The organism is Acinetobacter sp. YH12126 (assembly GCF_013418745.1).
Taxonomy (GTDB): domain Bacteria; phylum Pseudomonadota; class Gammaproteobacteria; order Pseudomonadales; family Moraxellaceae; genus Acinetobacter; species Acinetobacter amyesii.
The window spans coordinates 398,831-415,478 of record NZ_VPBM01000002.1 but is presented as its reverse complement, the minus strand read 5'-3'; the positions used below and the strand labels follow the sequence as shown (position 1 = coordinate 415,478).

Sequence of the window (16,648 nt, the reverse complement as noted above, 5' to 3'; positions counted from 1 at the left end):
GTCGGGATTTTTGATTTCGCTCAAACCTTTACGAGGCTTTTGACTGTTTGGATTTTAAAATTTCAGTTCTGAAGTTTTGAGCCAATTCAGCGGCATCACTGTCCATCCCATTGAGCATAAATGCATGACGAGTGAGCACATTGGTCGGATTTGGCAAACTGACCAATTGGAAATGATCTGAAATCTCTTTGAGCAAAGTTGTCGGCACATGAATGGCACTTTCTTTAGCAACCAATTGTTGGACTAAACGTTCAGCCGCTTGCACAGAAGACAATTGCATGGCTTCGACAGAGCTTGAAATCGCGCTACGGGTTTGTAAAACGAAACGTTTTTCTTCACGGTAGCGTTTATATAAAACATCTGAAAGCAATTGGAATACTGAGCTGATCATGGTGAGGCAACGCAGCGCATCTGGAGTGTCAGCGGTCATGCTGATGGTTGCGCCATGTTCATCAAACTTATGTACCGTACTGATGTCAGAACTGTTCAATTTATAATGTTGAACACAGAGTTCTGTGGTTTTATTTAAGAAAATTTGGCAGAGATTAAAATACGGCACAGACACGGTTTTGTTGACGCTATCGAGCAGCTGTTTCGGATCATAAAATTGAATATTTAATGCCAAGCTGTTGCTGTCGAGAACCACTGGTTTCATGTCTTTATGCTGTTTTGCTTTGGCTTGCGCATTTTGCTGCGCTTGAGCAATCGCCACAGCGGCATTATGTTTTTCTTGTTCTAAAGCCTGCGCTAGCGTTTGAATTTCATGTTTTAGACGTGATTCATTGTTGATTCGCGCTAAATATTCAGTACGACTAGGGCGAGCAATGGCACGATACGCTAACCACAACAAGCCATGTAGGAATAATGAAAATAGAATCGCGGCCCATTGCGTACGTAAGATTTCACCAATACTTGGTTTAATTAAGGTGATTTCAACCGTTCCGACTTTCTTTTCGTTTTGCAGCGCATCACGAACAAAGATTTCACCGTCACGGGTTTTGGTCAAACCGCCTGTAGCCAAGACTTGATTATTGGCATTTAAGATGCGGATGGAAGCCACGCTCGGGTTGGTTGCATAGCGGTCAGCAAGTAAGGCTAATGATACGGTATTGGCCGGCTCAAGCTCAGATAGGCTGTCTGTAACCAATTGACTGGTCATCAGTTGTCCCTGACTGGCACGGTTTTCGTTCAGTTGGTGGGTTGTTGCCAATACCAATAAAAAGGTATGCAAAGCAAAACAAACTACTAATAGGCTAGCAAATAGCCCTTGTCTAGGCGCATTCAACGTAAACTTCCAAGGCATTTCTATTCAATTTAGATTATGATTCTTACATTAGTTGTAGCTCAGACCCGAGTCAATTCATGCGAGAAATCATTCTTATATCACTTTTAGGACCTGACCAACCTAATCAATTTACACGATTAATGCAGGTTTTGTCCGCACATTCCTTACAGATTTTAGATGTCGGACAAGCAGTCATCCACAATCAGCTGACTTTAGGTATTGTTGTTTCGTCGGAAGACCAGACTGCGACAGCATTAGCCATGAAGGAGATGTTGATTTTAGCACATGATATTGGCTTAACTGTGCGCTTTAAACCAATCTCTACAACAGAATATCAACAATGGGTAAATGAGGGAGGCCGCACACGCTATATCGTTACGGCACTTGCGCCAGAATTACAGGCGTCTCATTTACAGGCAGTTACAAATATTGTGTCGAGCCAAGGCTTCAATATCGAAACTGTGACTCGTTTATCTGGCCGTCCAGAGTTAGATGGATCGAGCGAAGGTCCGCGCCGTGCCTGCGTTCAATTTGGTTTAAAAGGCCAAATGTTGGATGCCACTGCGATGCGTGCAGCATGTTTACGTCTATCTACTGAACTTGGGGTAGATGTTGCCGTTCAAGAGGACAATGCTTACCGTCGTAATCGTCGTTTGGTCTGCTTTGATATGGACTCGACGCTGATTGAGCAAGAAGTAATTGATGAATTGGCAATTGAAGCGGGTGTTGGCGCTCAAGTGGCTGAAATCACTGAACGTGCTATGCAAGGTGAACTTGATTTCCAACAAAGTTTCCGTGCACGTGTGGCATTACTCAAAGGTATGGATGCTTCGGTATTGCCTAAGATTGCAGAACGTCTGACCATTACAGAAGGTGCGGAACGTCTGATTTCAACGCTTAAATCACTGGGCTATCGCACGGCTATTTTGTCAGGTGGTTTTCAGTATTTTGCTGAATATCTACAAGCAAAACTGGGTATCGATGAAGTCCATGCCAATGTATTGGACGTCCAAGATGGCGCGGTAACGGGTGAAGTGAAAGGCCATATTGTGGATGGTGCTCGCAAAGCCTTCTTATTGACACAAATCGCTGAAGAAATGGGGATTTCATTAGAACAAGCCATTGCAGTCGGTGATGGTGCGAATGATTTGCCAATGTTGTCTTTAGCCGGCTTAGGCGTTGCTTTCCGTGCGAAACCTTTAGTGCGTCAAAATGCCAATCAAGCCATTTCAAGCGTGGGTCTAGATGGTGTTCTTTACCTGCTTGGTGTGCATGATAAAGATTTAAATCGTGCTTAAAACCATTTAAGGCACAGTCAAAAACGTAGCCAAAAGGCTGCGTTTTTTTATGCCAAGAATTCAGCTCATCCGATGAACGGTAGAAGAAAATTGTCGATAAAAACAACGATTAACAGCATTCGAAAAATTAATTTTTTTAGCCTAAAACCAGCTGTTTTTTTTGTAATGACACTCGAAACGAGATGCCATCATTGTTCTAGAAATTCTTTAAAAAGAAAAAATGTAATGACAAAATAATGTTGCGACAAGGTGTGTCGCATGGACAAAAAACGAGACTTTTTTTATGCAAAAAACTCAGCATAATGCTTGCAAGAGATTGAGATCGACCAAATCTATTTACTGAAGATACAGTAGTGAGACGGCTCAGCATCCTGTAAGACAAGAGATGTCAGTTGTCAAATGACGGAGGTTTTTATGTTAACAGCGAATTTAGCAACAATCGTTGGCCTGAGCTTGGTATCGGCGGCTGTGATTGCTGTTTTCTTCTCGCCTTATCGTCGCTGGTTAAGTTTTATGCTGGCGGGGATGCTGGTGTGGGGACTCATTGAAGTAATTCGATTTGGTACACAAACCATGTTTGAATTATCAGTGACTTATAGTTATTTAACGGCATTAATGGCCGCAATGGTGGTATTCACTTTAGTATTGTTACGTGAAGACCGCCGTGCAGAGCGTGCGATGGCAAAGCGCCAATGTATAGAGCACACGCCTGTATATGATGAAGAACAGCAATGTTCGAGCCGATAAGTGCCAGAACAAAATTTCAATGAAAATGCGCCTGAGGGCGCATTTTTTTATGAACGTATTAGTCCGATTTGAGATACAAAGCCTTACTTCTCAAAAGCCAAGTTATGGTAGGATGAAGCCAGTCAATTTTCCAACAATTACAATAGGCTTTAAGTCATGAAACTATCATCAATTCCTGTCGTAAAACTACCTTTAGTTGATGTCAGTACGGATCCACTTGATTTACTCGTGGCAGGTTTAGCGCTTCGTATGAAACAGCTTGCACGTACTAGCCCTAAATTCATTGAATTGGTTCATGAACGTCAATTCCGTATTCAAATCGGTACAGATTTGGGTGTTGCACGTCAAATTATTGTAAATAATGGACAGATTGATACTGTTTCAGGCGATGCTGAAAAAGCAGACTTTATTTTGCAATTTGCGGACAGTGAACAGGGCGTGAAAACCCTAATGAAAGGTGACCCCACTGCATTCATGACGGGTATGCAAAATGGCAGTATTAAAATGGAAGGTGATTTTGGTTTACTGGTTTGGTTTAACCAAGTGGCGAAGTTAATTCCACCTAAACTTCCAAAACCGGTTAAAGAAAAAATCAAAATCGCACGTGCGTTTATTAAAGAAAAAACAGGTAAGTAAGATTTACGCCTTGTTCTCCTCCTTAAGCGGGAGGATTAAAAAAAAGCCCTCTTTTGAGGGCTTTTTTATTACTTAGTTTTTATTCAATTTCTAAATTAAAAGTGACCGGCCCATCATTAACTAAATGCACTTTCATGTCGGCAGCAAAGATACCTGTTTGTACATGGTCATATTGGCGCTTGGTGTAATCGACCAGCTGTTCATACAGTGCTTTGGCATCGCTTGGCGGCATGGCAGGGCCAAAATCAGGGCGCAGGCCTTTTTGCGTTTGTGCCATCAGAGTAAATTGAGACACCAAGAGGATACCGCCGCCAGCTTGACTGACATTCCAGCCCATCTTGCCTTGTTCATCATCAAAAAAACGGTATTTCAAGATCTTATCGATCAGTTTTTTGCCCTTTTCTAAATCGTCAGCTTTGCCAAGTCCTAAAAACACCAAAATACCGTGATTAATTTCACCCGTGATCTCACCATCGACTACCACTTTGGCTTCCAAAACACGTTGTAACAAGGCCCGCATAAATTCTTCCGAGTAGAAAATTGAACATAGGGCAGGGATTGTAGCAAAGACAGCATTCTTTCGAAGCGATGTTTAGAAAATTTTGGGCTCAAACATTTGAAAATGAAATGTATATTTTTTATAAATCTAATAATGCGATTGAATTTATAAAAATAATCTGTTTTATCTATTTATTAAATATCAGTATCTTTGCGGGGCAGGAAAGGTATTTAACAGAGAGATTAAGACGATGTTTAAGCGTTCTTTATTGGTTGCGATGTTAGCAACAGCAACAGCGGCAACTCAAGCAGCGCCATTAACTAAAGACAATGGTGCACCAGTAGGCGATAACCAAAACTCGATTACTGCGGGTCCAAATGGTTCAGTTCTACTTCAAGACGTACAATTGGTTCAAAAATTACAACGTTTTGGTCGTGAGCGTATTCCTGAGCGTGTGGTACATGCCCGTGGTACAGGTGCTTATGGTGAATTCGTTGCAACTAAAGATTTATCTGATCTCACCATTGCTTCATTGTTCAAAGCAGGTACTAAGACTCCAGTTTTCTTACGTTTCTCGACTGTAATTCATGGTAAAGGTTCTCCAGAAACTTTACGTGACCCGCACGGTTTTGCGATCAAGTTCTATACACAAGAAGGCAACTGGGACTTAGTGGGTAACCAAACTCCAGTATTCTTCATCCGTGATGCGATCAAATTCCCAGACTTCATCCATGCCATGAAGCCTAGCCCAATCAACAACGTTCAAGACGCAAACCGCGTATTTGATTTCTTGTCTAGCCAGCCATGGGCAACCAACATGTTGACTTATGTGTATGGTAACCAAGGCGTGCCTACCAGCTACCGCGAACAAGACGGCTTTGGTGTACATGCGTACAAGCTTTATAACGACAAAGGCGAATACAAATACGTTAAATTCAACTTCCGCTCTAAACAAGGCGTGAAAGGTCTGAACGTTAAAGAAGCTGCTGAGCAACAAGGTAAAGATTTTAATCACTTGACTAACGATCTTTATAACAACATCAACGCGGGCAAATTCCCGAAATGGGATCTTTATATCCAAGTGTTAGATCCTAAAGATTTAAACAGCTTTGATTTTGACCCGCTTGATCCAACAAAAATCTGGCCGACGAACCTAGTTCCAGAAACTAAAGTCGGTACGTTAACGCTGAACCGTATGCCGAAAAACTTCTTCAATGAAACTGAACAAGTGGCATTGGCTCCAGGTAACTTAGTTCCAGGTATCGAGCCTTCAGAAGACCGTCTATTACAAGGTCGTATCTTCTCTTACTCAGATACTCAAATGTACCGTTTAGGCGCGAACCACCAGCAAATTCCAGTCAACCGTCCATTAGTTGCTGTAAACAACAACAACCAAGATGGCTACATGAATGTTAGCGAGCGTGATTCTGACGTGAACTACGAGCCAAGCCGTAAAGTGCCTAAAGCTGCCACTGAGAAAGCACGCGCTGTTCAAACTCCGCTGACAGGCACAGTTCAACAGATCGGTACCAAAGAGCAAAACTTCAAGCAAGCGGGTGAGCTTTACCGTTCATACTCTGCTAAAGAAAAAGACGATTTAATCATGAACTTGGCTGCGGATCTTGGCAACGTAAAAGATTCTGAAACCAAGCACATCATGTTGTCTTACTTCTACAAAGCAGATGCAGACTACGGTATGCGTATGACTAAAGCAGTAAACGGTAACCTTGCAACTGTAAAAGCTAAAGCAGCACAACTGAAAGACTAATTTCGATCAGTCTTAAGGATTGGTAACTAGGGTCTAGAACGTTACCTCAAAAAAGTCCTATGAAGCTCCATACCTTTCCTGCACCCTAGGGGGAGTTTCATAGGCACTCCTTAAATATTCATTTTTATGAAATGAATTATTTCTAATTCAATTCTACATTCGATTTCTGTTGGAGTTCATCATGAAAGTTATGCAACATTTGACTTTAGCCAGTCTTCTAGCGTTTGGTTCCGCATTCGCAAACGTGGCAATCGCGGAAGATATCTCCCCCGCTAAAGCAACTGCAAGCGATCAGATGACCTCACAATAGGAATTGATCGCAATTTTCTTTGCTGCAGCCAAAACTGGCAATGAAGAAGTCATCAATGAATTTCTTAAGCACGGTTTTCCGGTCGATGTGCGCAATGCTTCGGGTTTTACACCACTGATGATGGCGACCTATTATGGTCATCAAAATATTGTGACTCGTTTGCTGGAACAAGGTGCAGACCGCTGCGCACGTGACAATAAAGGCAACACCGCATTGATGGGTGCCATGTTTAAATTAGAATGGGCGATTGCAAAGCAATTACGCCAAGTGGATTGCGATGCAAATGCCAAAAAAATGGGGCAAAAGACTGCAGAACAGTTTGCGCGTGAATTTGGTCAAGAAGAAAAATATCGACAGTTACTCAAAAAATAGTGAGCTTGATCGCGCTCAGCTTCAGCAAAAAAAATGAAAAAAGTCGATGAATCGCGGTGATTTATAAGTTATTCCACTAAATCAATCGGCTTTTTATCAATAAAGTATGCTTTAATGCAAAGAGTTGATAAAAACTGAAAGTCTTTATGTCTCCAATCATCCAATCCTTATTAGACACAGATCTGTATAAATTCACCATGCTTCAGGTGGTGTTACACAAATTTCCGCAAACCCATAGTGTGTATCACTTTCGCTGCCGTAACTTGGACGATACAGCCTATCCACTGGTTGAAATTTTGGATGATTTAAACATGCAGCTCGACATGCTTTGTCAGTTGAAGTTTAAAGAAGATGAATTGCAGTATTTACGCAGTTTACGTTTTATTAAAAGCGATTTTGTTGATTATCTTGAATTATTTCAGCTTAAACGCCGTTTTATTAAAGCGGGTATTGATGATGAAGGTCGACTCGACATTTGGGTAGAAGGCCCAATGGTTCAAGCGATGATGTTTGAAATCTTTGTTTTAGCCATCGTCAATGAATTATATTTCCAACGTATTCGTACACCCGAAGTTTTAGCCGAAGGTGAGCGCCGTTTGCAACATAAGATTGCCTTGCTGAAGCAGTATGAAGCACGGCAAAATCCAAACGATCCACCATTCTTGGTCTCTGATTTTGGCACGCGTCGTCGTTATAGTTATGCATGGCAAAAGCATGTAATTGAAGAATTAAATCAGGCTTCACCGTATATTTTCCGCGGTACAAGTAATGTTCTGATTGCCAAAGACTTGAACATTACTCCAATTGGTACGATGGCGCATGAGTTCCTACAAGCATTCCAAGCGCTTGATGTTCGTCTACGTAACTTCCAGAAGTCTGCGCTAGAAACATGGGTGCAGGAATACCGCGGTGACTTAGGAATAGCCTTAACGGACGTTGTCGGTATGGATGCGTTCCTACGTGACTTCGATTTGTACTTTGCCAAATTATTCGACGGTTTACGTCATGACAGTGGCGACCCGTATGAATGGGGCGATAAAGCCTATGCACATTACAAAAAGCTTAAAATTGACAGTAAAACCAAAATGCTGACTTTTAGTGATGGCTTGAACATTGAAAAAGCTTGGGATTTACACAATTACTTTAAAGACCGTTTCCAAGTGAGTTTTGGTATTGGCACCAACTTGACCAATGATATGGGACAAACTGCACTGAATATCGTGCTGAAGTTGGTTGAATGTAATGGTCAATCTGTGGCAAAAATTTCCGACAGTCCGGGTAAAACCATGACGGATAATGATACTTTCTTAGCGTATCTACGTCAGGTGTTTGACATCTCTGAAGTTAGCGCTTAAACACAGCATTAGATAAAAATAAAAAAGCCGAATCAATGATTCGGCTTTTTTATATCTAAAATATTGCTAAAGGAATGCAAAAATTCAGAATAATAGTGAAAATGACTTATGCTAAGATCGAATTTAATCGCACAAAATACAACACGAACAACGATGACAGCATCTACACTGAATTTTGGTCTGCTGATTGAAGCGGAAGAATTGGTTCCACATCTTGGTAATGAAAAACTACGGATCGTCGATTTGAGTCGTCGTTCGGTTTATGACCAATTGCATATTCCACATGCACTGCATGTGCAGCCGAAACTGTTAGTGCGCCAAGAAGAACAAGCGATGGGGCTTTTACCTGACCAAGCCGGTTTAGAACAGCTCATCAGCTATCTGAATATCAGTCCAGAACATCATGTAGTAGTGTATGACGATGAAGGTGGGGCATGGGCTGGTCGACTGATTTGGAACTTACATTGCCTCGGTTTTGAAAATACCAGTCTCCTCAATGGTGGCATCCATGCTTGGCTAGGGGCAGGCTTACCGACCTCGTCTGAAATTGAGCAATTTGAACCCGTGAGCCCATTGGTTGAAGTAAGTGCAGAGGCGCGTGCTCAGTATCAAACAGATTATGATGAGCTATTGGCTCGTGTACAGCAGGAGCAGATCCAAGTATGGGACTGCCGTACCGAAGATGAATATACAGGCCTACGTTTGGCTGCGCGACGCGGCGGTCACATTCCGGGGGCACGACATTTCGAATGGAGTACTGCCCTTAACCGGGAAAATCATTTAAAATTGCATCCTTTAGAACGCACACAACAACGCTTAGAACAATTGGGATTCAATTTAAACGAACCTGTGGTGGTATATTGTCAGTCCCATCATCGGTCGGGCCTAGCTTATATACTGGGACGTTTACTCGGTTGGAATATTCGAGCTTATGATGGTGCGTGGAGCGAGTGGGGCAACCGACTCGATAGTCCTGTGATCACCGGAGAGTTGCCGTCTTGAGCCTTACATCTCAGTTAAAAAAACAAATTTTTATTCAAGCTCAGCGTGTTGTTCCACAGCACAAATTATCACGTATCGTCGGTAAATTGGCTGCGAGTGAAAACCCTGTGGTGAAAAATGCTGTGATTACCGCATTTAAAGCACAGTATGGCATCGACATGTCGATTGCTGAGCAAAGCAATGCCTTAAAATTTAAATCATTCAATGAATTTTTCACTCGTTCTTTAAAAGAAGGCGTACGTGTAGTTGATGCAAATGCCAACAGTGTTGTTTCACCCGCAGATGGTGCAATTTCTCAACTGGGTAAAATTGAAAATGGTGATGTATTTCAGGCCAAAGGGCAGAAGTTCACTGTTGAAAACCTGATTGCCGATCCACAATTGGCTGAGCCGTTTAAAAATGGTCAGTTTGCTACGGTCTATTTGTCTCCAAAAGACTACCACCGTGTACATATGCCATTTGCAGGGACATTGACAGAAACTTTGTATGTACCGGGTGAATTATTCTCTGTAAACCAAACCACTGCTGAAAATATTCCGGGTTTATTCGCTCGTAATGAACGCATGGTCTGCTTATTTGATACAGAAGTTGGTCGTATGGCGGTCGTACTGGTAGGTGCAATGATCGTGGCAGGTATTGAAACCGTGGCTACAGGTAAAGTTAAACCGACAGGGCGTTTGGAACTGAATCAACACGATTTATTCTTAGAAAAAGGTGCAGAATTGGGCCGTTTCTATTTAGGTTCAACAGCGGTTGTGTTGTTTGAAGAAAACAAAATGCAATGGGATGCGACCTTTAAAGCCAACTCGACTGTGGTGATGGGCGAAGCTTTAGGGCATACCATTTAATGAATTCCCTCTCCTTTTAGCAGAGGGTTAGGGAGAGGTTTTTGAGCTAAGCTGATGTATTCAAAAAAGAATCCCTTCTAACCTCCCCTTATTAAAGGAATGAATAAAAAAAAGCGCCATCAGGCGCTTTTTTTTATTGCAAAATTTAGCGTTTTACGACAATCGAGTCGATACTGCTATGACGTAAAGTTTGCTGTGCAATCACAGCAGCTTCTTGTGAATCATAGGGGCCAGACACGACGCGATACCAAACTTTGCCATTCTCATTACTTTGGATCACATCGGCAGATAAGCCATTTAAAATAATTTCTGCACGACGGGCATCGGCTTGGTCAGGGTCATCATAGCTACGCACTTGCAAAATATAGCTTGCAGGGGCAGGTGTTGTTTCTGTGGCTTCAATACCCGGCTCAGTCGGTGTAGTGGTATCCGTTTCAGGTGCTTCAACGATCACCACGGTTTCTTTGGTATCTGTTTCAGGCACAGCTTGATCTGGAATCGGGGTGACTTGTTGCTGAGGCAACAGATCATAAAAACGGTAATCTTTATTGGTTTCTTCTTGGTAGTGTTCAGAGGTAATTTGACCTTTCGGTTTTACCGGCTCCCATGGTTTCCATAACATCAAGGCCACTAAGAAACTCAACACGATTAAAATGATCACAAGTGTACCTAACCATGCAGGAATCAATGGTTTTTTAGGCTGATTTGGCCGCTCTGATACACCGCGTTGCGTTTTTCCAAACACGAGGAAACCTCTTTAATTGTAATTGTTACGAACCTAGTGGGAACTGACCCAAAACCAAGTTCTGATTATTATATATTACATGACTGTCATGCTGTTTATGTTTAATTTTCACAATTTCAACATCTTCAAGTTTTCATTTAAAGATGACTGAATATCCATGAAAATACAGGCTCATAAAGAGCCTGTATAGGCGTCAATGTATATGGTTCATACATGGACGGATTCTAACGTATACTAAGAATGGCTTACATTGATTCAGGCGCACTCACACCCAATAATTCAAGACCATTGCGTAAAACTTGCTGTACGTTTACAGACAGTAATAAGCGTGCTTGAGTCAGTTCTGCATCATCACCCAAGACTTTATTTTCATTGTACCAACCATGGAACAACGCCGCTAATTCTTTCAAGTAGTTACCCACTTGGTGTGGTTCATAGCTGTTTGCTGCACGAATCACAATTTCAGGGTAAGCCGCAAGTTTAGCAAGAACTTCAGTTTCAGCTTCTAACTCAAGTTTAGCTGCAAATTGACGTGCAGCTTCAGCAGAGAATTGAACGTCTGTCGCAGCAGCTTTTTCGAGCATACGGCAGATACGTGCGTGTGCGTATTGGATGTAGTACACCGCATTGTCTTTACTTTGAGACACAGCAAGGTCTAAGTCGAAGTCAATGTGTTGTTCTGATTTACGCATGACGTAGTAGAAACGAGCAGCATCGTTGCCCACTTCTTTACGTAAGTCACGTAAAGTCACGAATTGACCTGAACGAGATGACATTTGAACCATCTCGCCGCCACGCCATAGGCTCACAAATTGAACCAATAGCACAGTCAATTTTTTAGAATCATAGCCAAGCGCATCAATCGCTGCTTTCACACGTGCGATATAACCGTGGTGGTCTGAACCCCAGATATCCACGATATCGGTATAGCCGCGTTGTAGTTTATTTAAGTGATAAGCAATGTCGGATGCGAAGTATGTAGTCTGACCATTACGACGTTTCACAACACGGTCTTTTTCATCACCAAATTCAGTTGATTTGAACCAGATGTTGCCATCTTTTTCGTATAAGAAACCACGTTGATCGAGCATTTGTAATGCTTCATCAATTTTTTCAGTCAAGGTTGCTTCGCTGAACCATTGATTGAAAGTCACGCCAAATTCACCGAGGTCATCTTTAATGTCATCAAGAATGGCTTTCAGCGCAGCTTGATGGAACACACGGTAACCCGCAGCCAAATGGTTTTGTGAATTATGAATCAAACCATCAATGTGTTTTTCTTTATCACCTGAAACAACGACTTTATTGCCTTCGCTATCGAGTTCGGCAGCATATTGCACATCTTCAGGAACATCTTTGTAGATGTCGGCAACAGGGCGTACATAAGCATCGCCATCTTTGTCGATAATGCTTTGTGCGATTTCTTTAACGTAGTCGCCTTGGTATGCATTTTTAGGGAAGATCAGTTGTTGACCGGTCAATTCTAAATAACGCAAGTAAGTCGATGTCGCCAAGATATCCATTTGACGGCCAGCATCGTTGACATAGTATTCACGGTCAACTTTAGCACCTGTTGCTTCAAGAAGATTGGCAACGGTCATACCGTAAGCTGCGCCACGACCATGACCAACGTGTAGGCTAGACGTTGGGTTGGCTGAAACGAATTCCACTTGAACACGTTTTTCAGCATTGGCCTGTGTGCGACCGAACTGATCTTTCTGAGCTTGAATTTGGTCTAAGACAGCAAAACGTTGGTCAGCATTTAAAAAGAAGTTAATAAAGCCAGGACCTGCAATTTCTGCTTTGCTGATATCTGCGACTTCTGGAAGATTTGCCAGAATTTTTTCGGCTAAATCACGCGGCTTCATACCTGCAGCTTTAGAGGCAATCATGGCAATGTTTGACGCAAAGTCACCGTGGCTTCGGTCTTTGGTTCGGGTCAAATTGCTAGTATTGTTCCAGTCAGTTGGGAGTACACCTTCAGCTTGAAGGGATTGCACTGCATGATCGAGCGCTGCTTGTATTGCCGTATTCATAATCAGTCGAAAAATAAATGTCGCAGAAAAACGGTAAATATAGCAAATTTCAGGCTCTTTAGGTGAACCCATTTGTTGCGAATAAAAAATATTCGATAAAAGTGAAGCATTGCTTATATCGAAGTAAAACGATATAAGTGGTTTAGCGATTCAGGATCACTGCTTGAGTATATGGACATGTCACAACCCACCCCTAAAATTTTTGGCAATGTGCCGAAGTTAGCTGCACGTTGGGCGCTGATTATCGTGCCGTTTATTTTGTCTTGTCTCATGAGCGGCATTATTTCGTTTATTAATATGCTCAGAAATTTAGGTTGGTTTGAGGGTTTTCTTACCCTATGGCTGCATAATTGGATGATTTCTTGGGCAATTGCTTTTCCTATTGTGCTAATTTTATTGCCTTTTGTTCGAAAGTTTACAGGCCTGTTGGTCGATATGTCAGGGCCGCAGCCACCTGTAAAATAAGCCTGCATGTAAGTCACAGCTGAGTCAAACGGTGACTTACCACATTTTGCCTTGAATATTTATAAGCTATCGCGACAACTCACCGCTTTAGAGAGTAACTCGGCTTTGTTGTTTTGGAAGGTATAGAGTTTTGAGGCATTAAACACTTTGATGACTTTAGCTTGAGCGATAGCGGTTTTAAAGTTTTGGAACTTTTGCTGATTGGCTGTCTCAAACGGATTTCCAAAGTTTTTATTGTCGAGCAGAATTTGAATTTGTCCCACATTCGTGTCATGGGCTTTTAGGATGTCTTGGCCATCTGCATTGCTTAAACTGAACGTTGGGCGCTGAGTGCTGATTTTGCAATTCAATTTGAGGCTCAAGGTGAAATTGTCTGCCGATTTATTTTTGAGGGTAGATGTGCCTTGTTGATCATTTTCAATATAGATCCACTGATTTTTCGGCATATTGGTCAGCAGAGTTTCTAACTGTTGTTGGGTACTTTTGCTGATATCGATAGTGCCTTTTTTATCGATTTCAGGGGCTTTTTCTTTACCGAGCATGCCCATCACTTTGTCGCTGACTGTGCTACTGGTTTTGGAAATGGTCTGGCAAGCGCTTAAGCTACTGATGATTAGAATGAATGGTAGTGTATAGATGGCAGGTAAATGCATAGATTTTATTGTTCTATTAAATTTTCGGATCGGCAAAGTTTAACGGTTCTACGCATAAAGCTCAAACTTGCGGCCAATCTCCTTTGAGGAGGACTGCTGCAGGCGGCTAAAGCAGCCATTCTACACAGGCACGAATAATCCCCAGTGCGAGGCCAATAAAACCACCGACCACGACACCATTGACTCGAATCATATGCAAGTCGCCACCGACTTCGTTTTCGATCTTATCGATCATTTCACGTGAGTCCCATTCATGTATACGTTCACTGATAAACCGAATGACTTTTTCGCTGTATTGATCAGAGAGATTGATGGCAATATCACTCATTTTTTCATTCAACAATTGGCGTACAGCGACGTTAGAGACAATATTTTCGCCCATTTGTTGAATGGCGACGCGTAGGTTTTGTGCAATGCCAGAGTTGGGCTTTTCTAAATCAGAACGAATGGCATCGCATAAAATCACCACTGCGCCACTGATAAAATTCAACATTTGTGGACTATCGAGCATGGCATCTTTGGTACTGTTCAGGCGTTGGCTGGCTACACTTTGATTGTCTGCCAACTCATGCATGAGTTGCTGTGCCATTTCTTCAATTTTTCGACGCCACGGATGTTCATGGTCGGCAAGCATCGACTCGACACGACTGACCAGTGAATCAATGGTGCGTTGTTGTACATCAATGCCGATCCAGCTGGCGCCTTTAGCTAACTTCCATACCCCAAGTTCTTTAAACAACTGGCGTGAAAGGTCGCGGGTTTGTTCTGGATGCTGTGTGACCCAATCATGGGCTAAATCGAGCCCGCGCTGTAACACATCTTGATGGAAGTCATTTTCTAAAACTGCCCGTAGCATTTCACTGGCAAGATGGTTGACTTGCGTATTGCGTACCCATTGCATGCTGTTATTTTGGATAAATTGTCCAATTTGTTCCTGACCGACAAATTCGAAAATTTTCGGTACCGTTTGCTGAATGACTTGGGTCACTTGAGCATTATTGTGCGGATTGGCCAACCATTTCCCGACGGCAAGAGAGAGATCCGTCTCCGCTAAGCTTTTTTCAACCACTTGTGGTGAAAGAAAATTCTCCTGAACAAAGCGGCCCATTGACTCGGCAATGCGTGCTTTATTACGAGGAATAATTTCTGTGTGGTCACGTAAAAATTTAGGAATCGGAATACGACCAAAGGGATTGCGAAATAAAACGGTTATCGCATACCAGTCTGCCAAACCACCAACCACTCCAGCTTCTGCTGAAAGCATTAAAATATGAATGAGCCAGACGTATTCGGGCAGCAATTTAGCTGCGATCATCAATGCAATCCACGCCAGCACCGCCACCACCAAAGCAATGGTGGCGAAGCGTTTACTGCGTTGCAGACTAGGTGAAACAGCGGGCTGTTCAGTTGGGCTCATCAATGATCGGGTCTCTATGGGTTGACTTATTTAGAGGTGGGCTCAGCGGCTACAGGCAAAGGATTTCCTTGGCTGTCTAAACCATATTTAGCTCCGAGTGACTGCAAAATCAAGCGAGCATCAAAGGCATCCTGAGGGGCTTTGGCACGATCTTTATAGCAAGTAATACTGTAGGAAACTTGAGTTGGATCGAGTGTGACCACCTGTGGAACGTCATAAAACGGGCCTGGCCAAAAACCAGGATGGCGACGGTAATAGCCATATGGATAAGGCATTGGGTCTGGGTAAATCACCGCTTGGCGCGGCGGTTTTTGACTCCGATTACTCGGGTCATCCATGACTTTAAAATATTGAAAGCCATTGTGTAGGGTGGTTTGAGCGGCTTTAACCAAGGTGATTTCTTCGGCAGTACCATAGCTCATATTGGGTCTAGCTTGGAAGCTAATCCGATAGCTTTGAGCATTTAATGGCGTTGCAGCATAACGACCCAATTGTTCGAAGGTTAAAGGCTTCGATGGGGTGCTTGCGCAGCCGGTGAAGCCCAGTGCTGCGGTTATGGCTGCTGCGATAATGAGTTTGTTCATGCGCACACTCCTGTTTAGTCGGTTCATGGCAAGGGGAGATACTGGCCAAAAGCCGTCAATTAAAAGCTAGAATTGGGCTGGGTTAAAAATTCCAATTCCTCTGCTGTGGATGTTCTGCCCAATACCGCATTGCGATGCGGGTAACGTCCAAATCGATCGATAATCACTTTATGCTTTTTTTCAAATTCTAAGTTGATCGGATTGCCCAGTTGCTCAAATAATTTTAACGCGCTTTGATGGATTTTTGTCGATTCGCTATGCATAAAAGGCATATATAAAAATGAGCGCTGTTGAGGGCTTAATTGTAGATCTAAACCCTGCGCGATAGCTTCTTGTGCAAGCGCCAAAGCCAGTGCATCTTGGGCAAAAGCCAAGCCAGAGTCACGGAATAAATTTCGAGAAAATTGATCTAAAACAATAATTTCAGCCAATCGACCTTCGGCAGTAGTACGCCATTGCCACAGTTCTGCTTGACTGGCCGCTTGATGGATGTCTTTAAACTTTTTTTCGATTAAAACATCAAAATTATTGCTTTTAGCGAACCAATTGGGCTGATTTTCTGGGTTAAACCAAAATTCGAGAATATCTTGATAATTCATAAGTTTTAAGCATTATTAGCATATATTTG

The 16,648-nt window shown here is 42.5% G+C and carries 16 protein-coding genes and 1 pseudogene; 9 read left to right on the top strand and 8 right to left on the bottom strand.

What is annotated here, in order from left to right; genetic code table 11:
* Window positions 1-28 precede the first annotated feature (28 nt).
* Window positions 29-1,285, bottom strand: a complete 1,257-nt coding sequence (locus FTU62_RS01990; RefSeq protein WP_078190618.1) for a hypothetical protein — start codon at window positions 1,283-1,285, stop codon at window positions 29-31.
* Between the two features lie 77 nt (window positions 1,286-1,362).
* Here FTU62_RS01990 and serB point away from each other — a divergent pair, with 77 nt between their 5' ends.
* The 3 genes from serB (at window position 1,363) to FTU62_RS01975 (ending at window position 3,966) form a co-directional block, all read left to right on the top strand.
* Window positions 1,363-2,583: a phosphoserine phosphatase SerB gene (gene serB / locus FTU62_RS01985; protein ID WP_111885109.1), complete on the top strand. Its 1,221-nt coding sequence runs from the start codon at window positions 1,363-1,365 to the stop codon at window positions 2,581-2,583.
* 414 nt (window positions 2,584-2,997) lie between these two features.
* Window positions 2,998-3,330 carry an AciT family ciprofloxacin tolerance protein gene (gene aciT, locus FTU62_RS01980; RefSeq protein WP_078190616.1) on the top strand — a complete coding sequence of 111 codons (333 nt, stop codon included), beginning with the start codon at window positions 2,998-3,000 and terminating at the stop codon, window positions 3,328-3,330.
* A gap of 156 nt (window positions 3,331-3,486) precedes the next feature.
* Window positions 3,487-3,966 (top strand): SCP2 sterol-binding domain-containing protein, encoded by a 480-nt coding sequence (locus FTU62_RS01975; protein WP_078190615.1) that lies wholly within the window; start codon window positions 3,487-3,489, stop codon window positions 3,964-3,966.
* Window positions 3,967-4,045: 79 nt separating this feature from the next.
* Here the strand turns inward: FTU62_RS01975 and dtd are convergent, their stop codons facing one another.
* Window positions 4,046-4,486, bottom strand: coding sequence for a D-aminoacyl-tRNA deacylase (dtd, locus tag FTU62_RS01970; RefSeq protein ID WP_180101690.1), 441 nt, complete (start codon window positions 4,484-4,486; stop codon window positions 4,046-4,048).
* A 229-nt stretch (window positions 4,487-4,715) separates the two neighbouring features.
* Here dtd and FTU62_RS01965 point away from each other — a divergent pair, with 229 nt between their 5' ends.
* The 5 genes and pseudogenes from FTU62_RS01965 to asd all read left to right on the top strand — a co-directional run bounded on the left by FTU62_RS01965 (window position 4,716) and on the right by asd (window position 10,120).
* On the top strand, window positions 4,716-6,233 hold the full coding sequence (locus FTU62_RS01965; RefSeq protein ID WP_180101689.1) for a catalase: 1,518 nt from the start codon (window positions 4,716-4,718) through the stop codon (window positions 6,231-6,233).
* Window positions 6,234-6,414: 181 nt separating this feature from the next.
* Window positions 6,415-6,915: pseudogene (locus FTU62_RS01960) on the top strand (ankyrin repeat domain-containing protein).
* A 146-nt stretch (window positions 6,916-7,061) separates the two neighbouring features.
* On the top strand, window positions 7,062-8,270 hold the full coding sequence (pncB, locus tag FTU62_RS01955; RefSeq protein ID WP_180011649.1) for a nicotinate phosphoribosyltransferase: 1,209 nt from the start codon (window positions 7,062-7,064) through the stop codon (window positions 8,268-8,270).
* Between the two features lie 153 nt (window positions 8,271-8,423).
* A complete protein-coding gene (locus tag FTU62_RS01950; RefSeq protein WP_180008663.1) occupies window positions 8,424-9,272 on the top strand; it encodes a sulfurtransferase in 849 nt (282 codons plus the stop codon).
* Entirely contained in the window at window positions 9,269-10,120 is an 852-nt protein-coding gene (gene asd, locus FTU62_RS01945) for an archaetidylserine decarboxylase (RefSeq protein ID WP_078193251.1), read from the top strand. The genes FTU62_RS01950 and asd overlap by 4 nt, the downstream gene beginning before the upstream one ends.
* 145 nt (window positions 10,121-10,265) lie before the next feature.
* Here the strand turns inward: asd and FTU62_RS01940 are convergent, their stop codons facing one another.
* Window positions 10,266-10,865, bottom strand: a complete 600-nt coding sequence (locus FTU62_RS01940; protein ID WP_078193250.1) for an SPOR domain-containing protein — start codon at window positions 10,863-10,865, stop codon at window positions 10,266-10,268.
* Window positions 10,866-11,110: 245 nt separating this feature from the next.
* Window positions 11,111-12,901, bottom strand: a complete 1,791-nt coding sequence (argS, locus tag FTU62_RS01935; protein WP_180101688.1) for an arginine--tRNA ligase — start codon at window positions 12,899-12,901, stop codon at window positions 11,111-11,113.
* 177 nt (window positions 12,902-13,078) lie between these two features.
* Here argS and FTU62_RS01930 point away from each other — a divergent pair, with 177 nt between their 5' ends.
* Window positions 13,079-13,366, top strand: coding sequence for a DUF2798 domain-containing protein (locus FTU62_RS01930; RefSeq protein WP_373886315.1), 288 nt, complete (start codon window positions 13,079-13,081; stop codon window positions 13,364-13,366).
* 59 nt (window positions 13,367-13,425) lie between these two features.
* Here FTU62_RS01930 and FTU62_RS01925 read toward each other — a convergent pair whose 3' ends face one another.
* From FTU62_RS01925 to FTU62_RS01910, 4 genes are all read right to left on the bottom strand, one after another.
* The gene (locus FTU62_RS01925; RefSeq protein WP_180101686.1) at window positions 13,426-14,019 is read right to left on the bottom strand and encodes a hypothetical protein; all 594 of its coding nucleotides are present in this window, start codon (window positions 14,017-14,019) and stop codon (window positions 13,426-13,428) included.
* 106 nt (window positions 14,020-14,125) lie between these two features.
* The gene (locus FTU62_RS01920; protein WP_180101685.1) at window positions 14,126-15,436 is read right to left on the bottom strand and encodes a DUF445 domain-containing protein; all 1,311 of its coding nucleotides are present in this window, start codon (window positions 15,434-15,436) and stop codon (window positions 14,126-14,128) included.
* Window positions 15,437-15,462: 26 nt separating this feature from the next.
* Window positions 15,463-16,020 (bottom strand): hypothetical protein, encoded by a 558-nt coding sequence (locus tag FTU62_RS01915; RefSeq protein ID WP_180101684.1) that lies wholly within the window; start codon window positions 16,018-16,020, stop codon window positions 15,463-15,465.
* A gap of 59 nt (window positions 16,021-16,079) precedes the next feature.
* On the bottom strand, window positions 16,080-16,619 hold the full coding sequence (locus FTU62_RS01910; RefSeq protein ID WP_180101683.1) for a DUF924 family protein: 540 nt from the start codon (window positions 16,617-16,619) through the stop codon (window positions 16,080-16,082).
* Window positions 16,620-16,648: the final 29 nt, after the last annotated feature.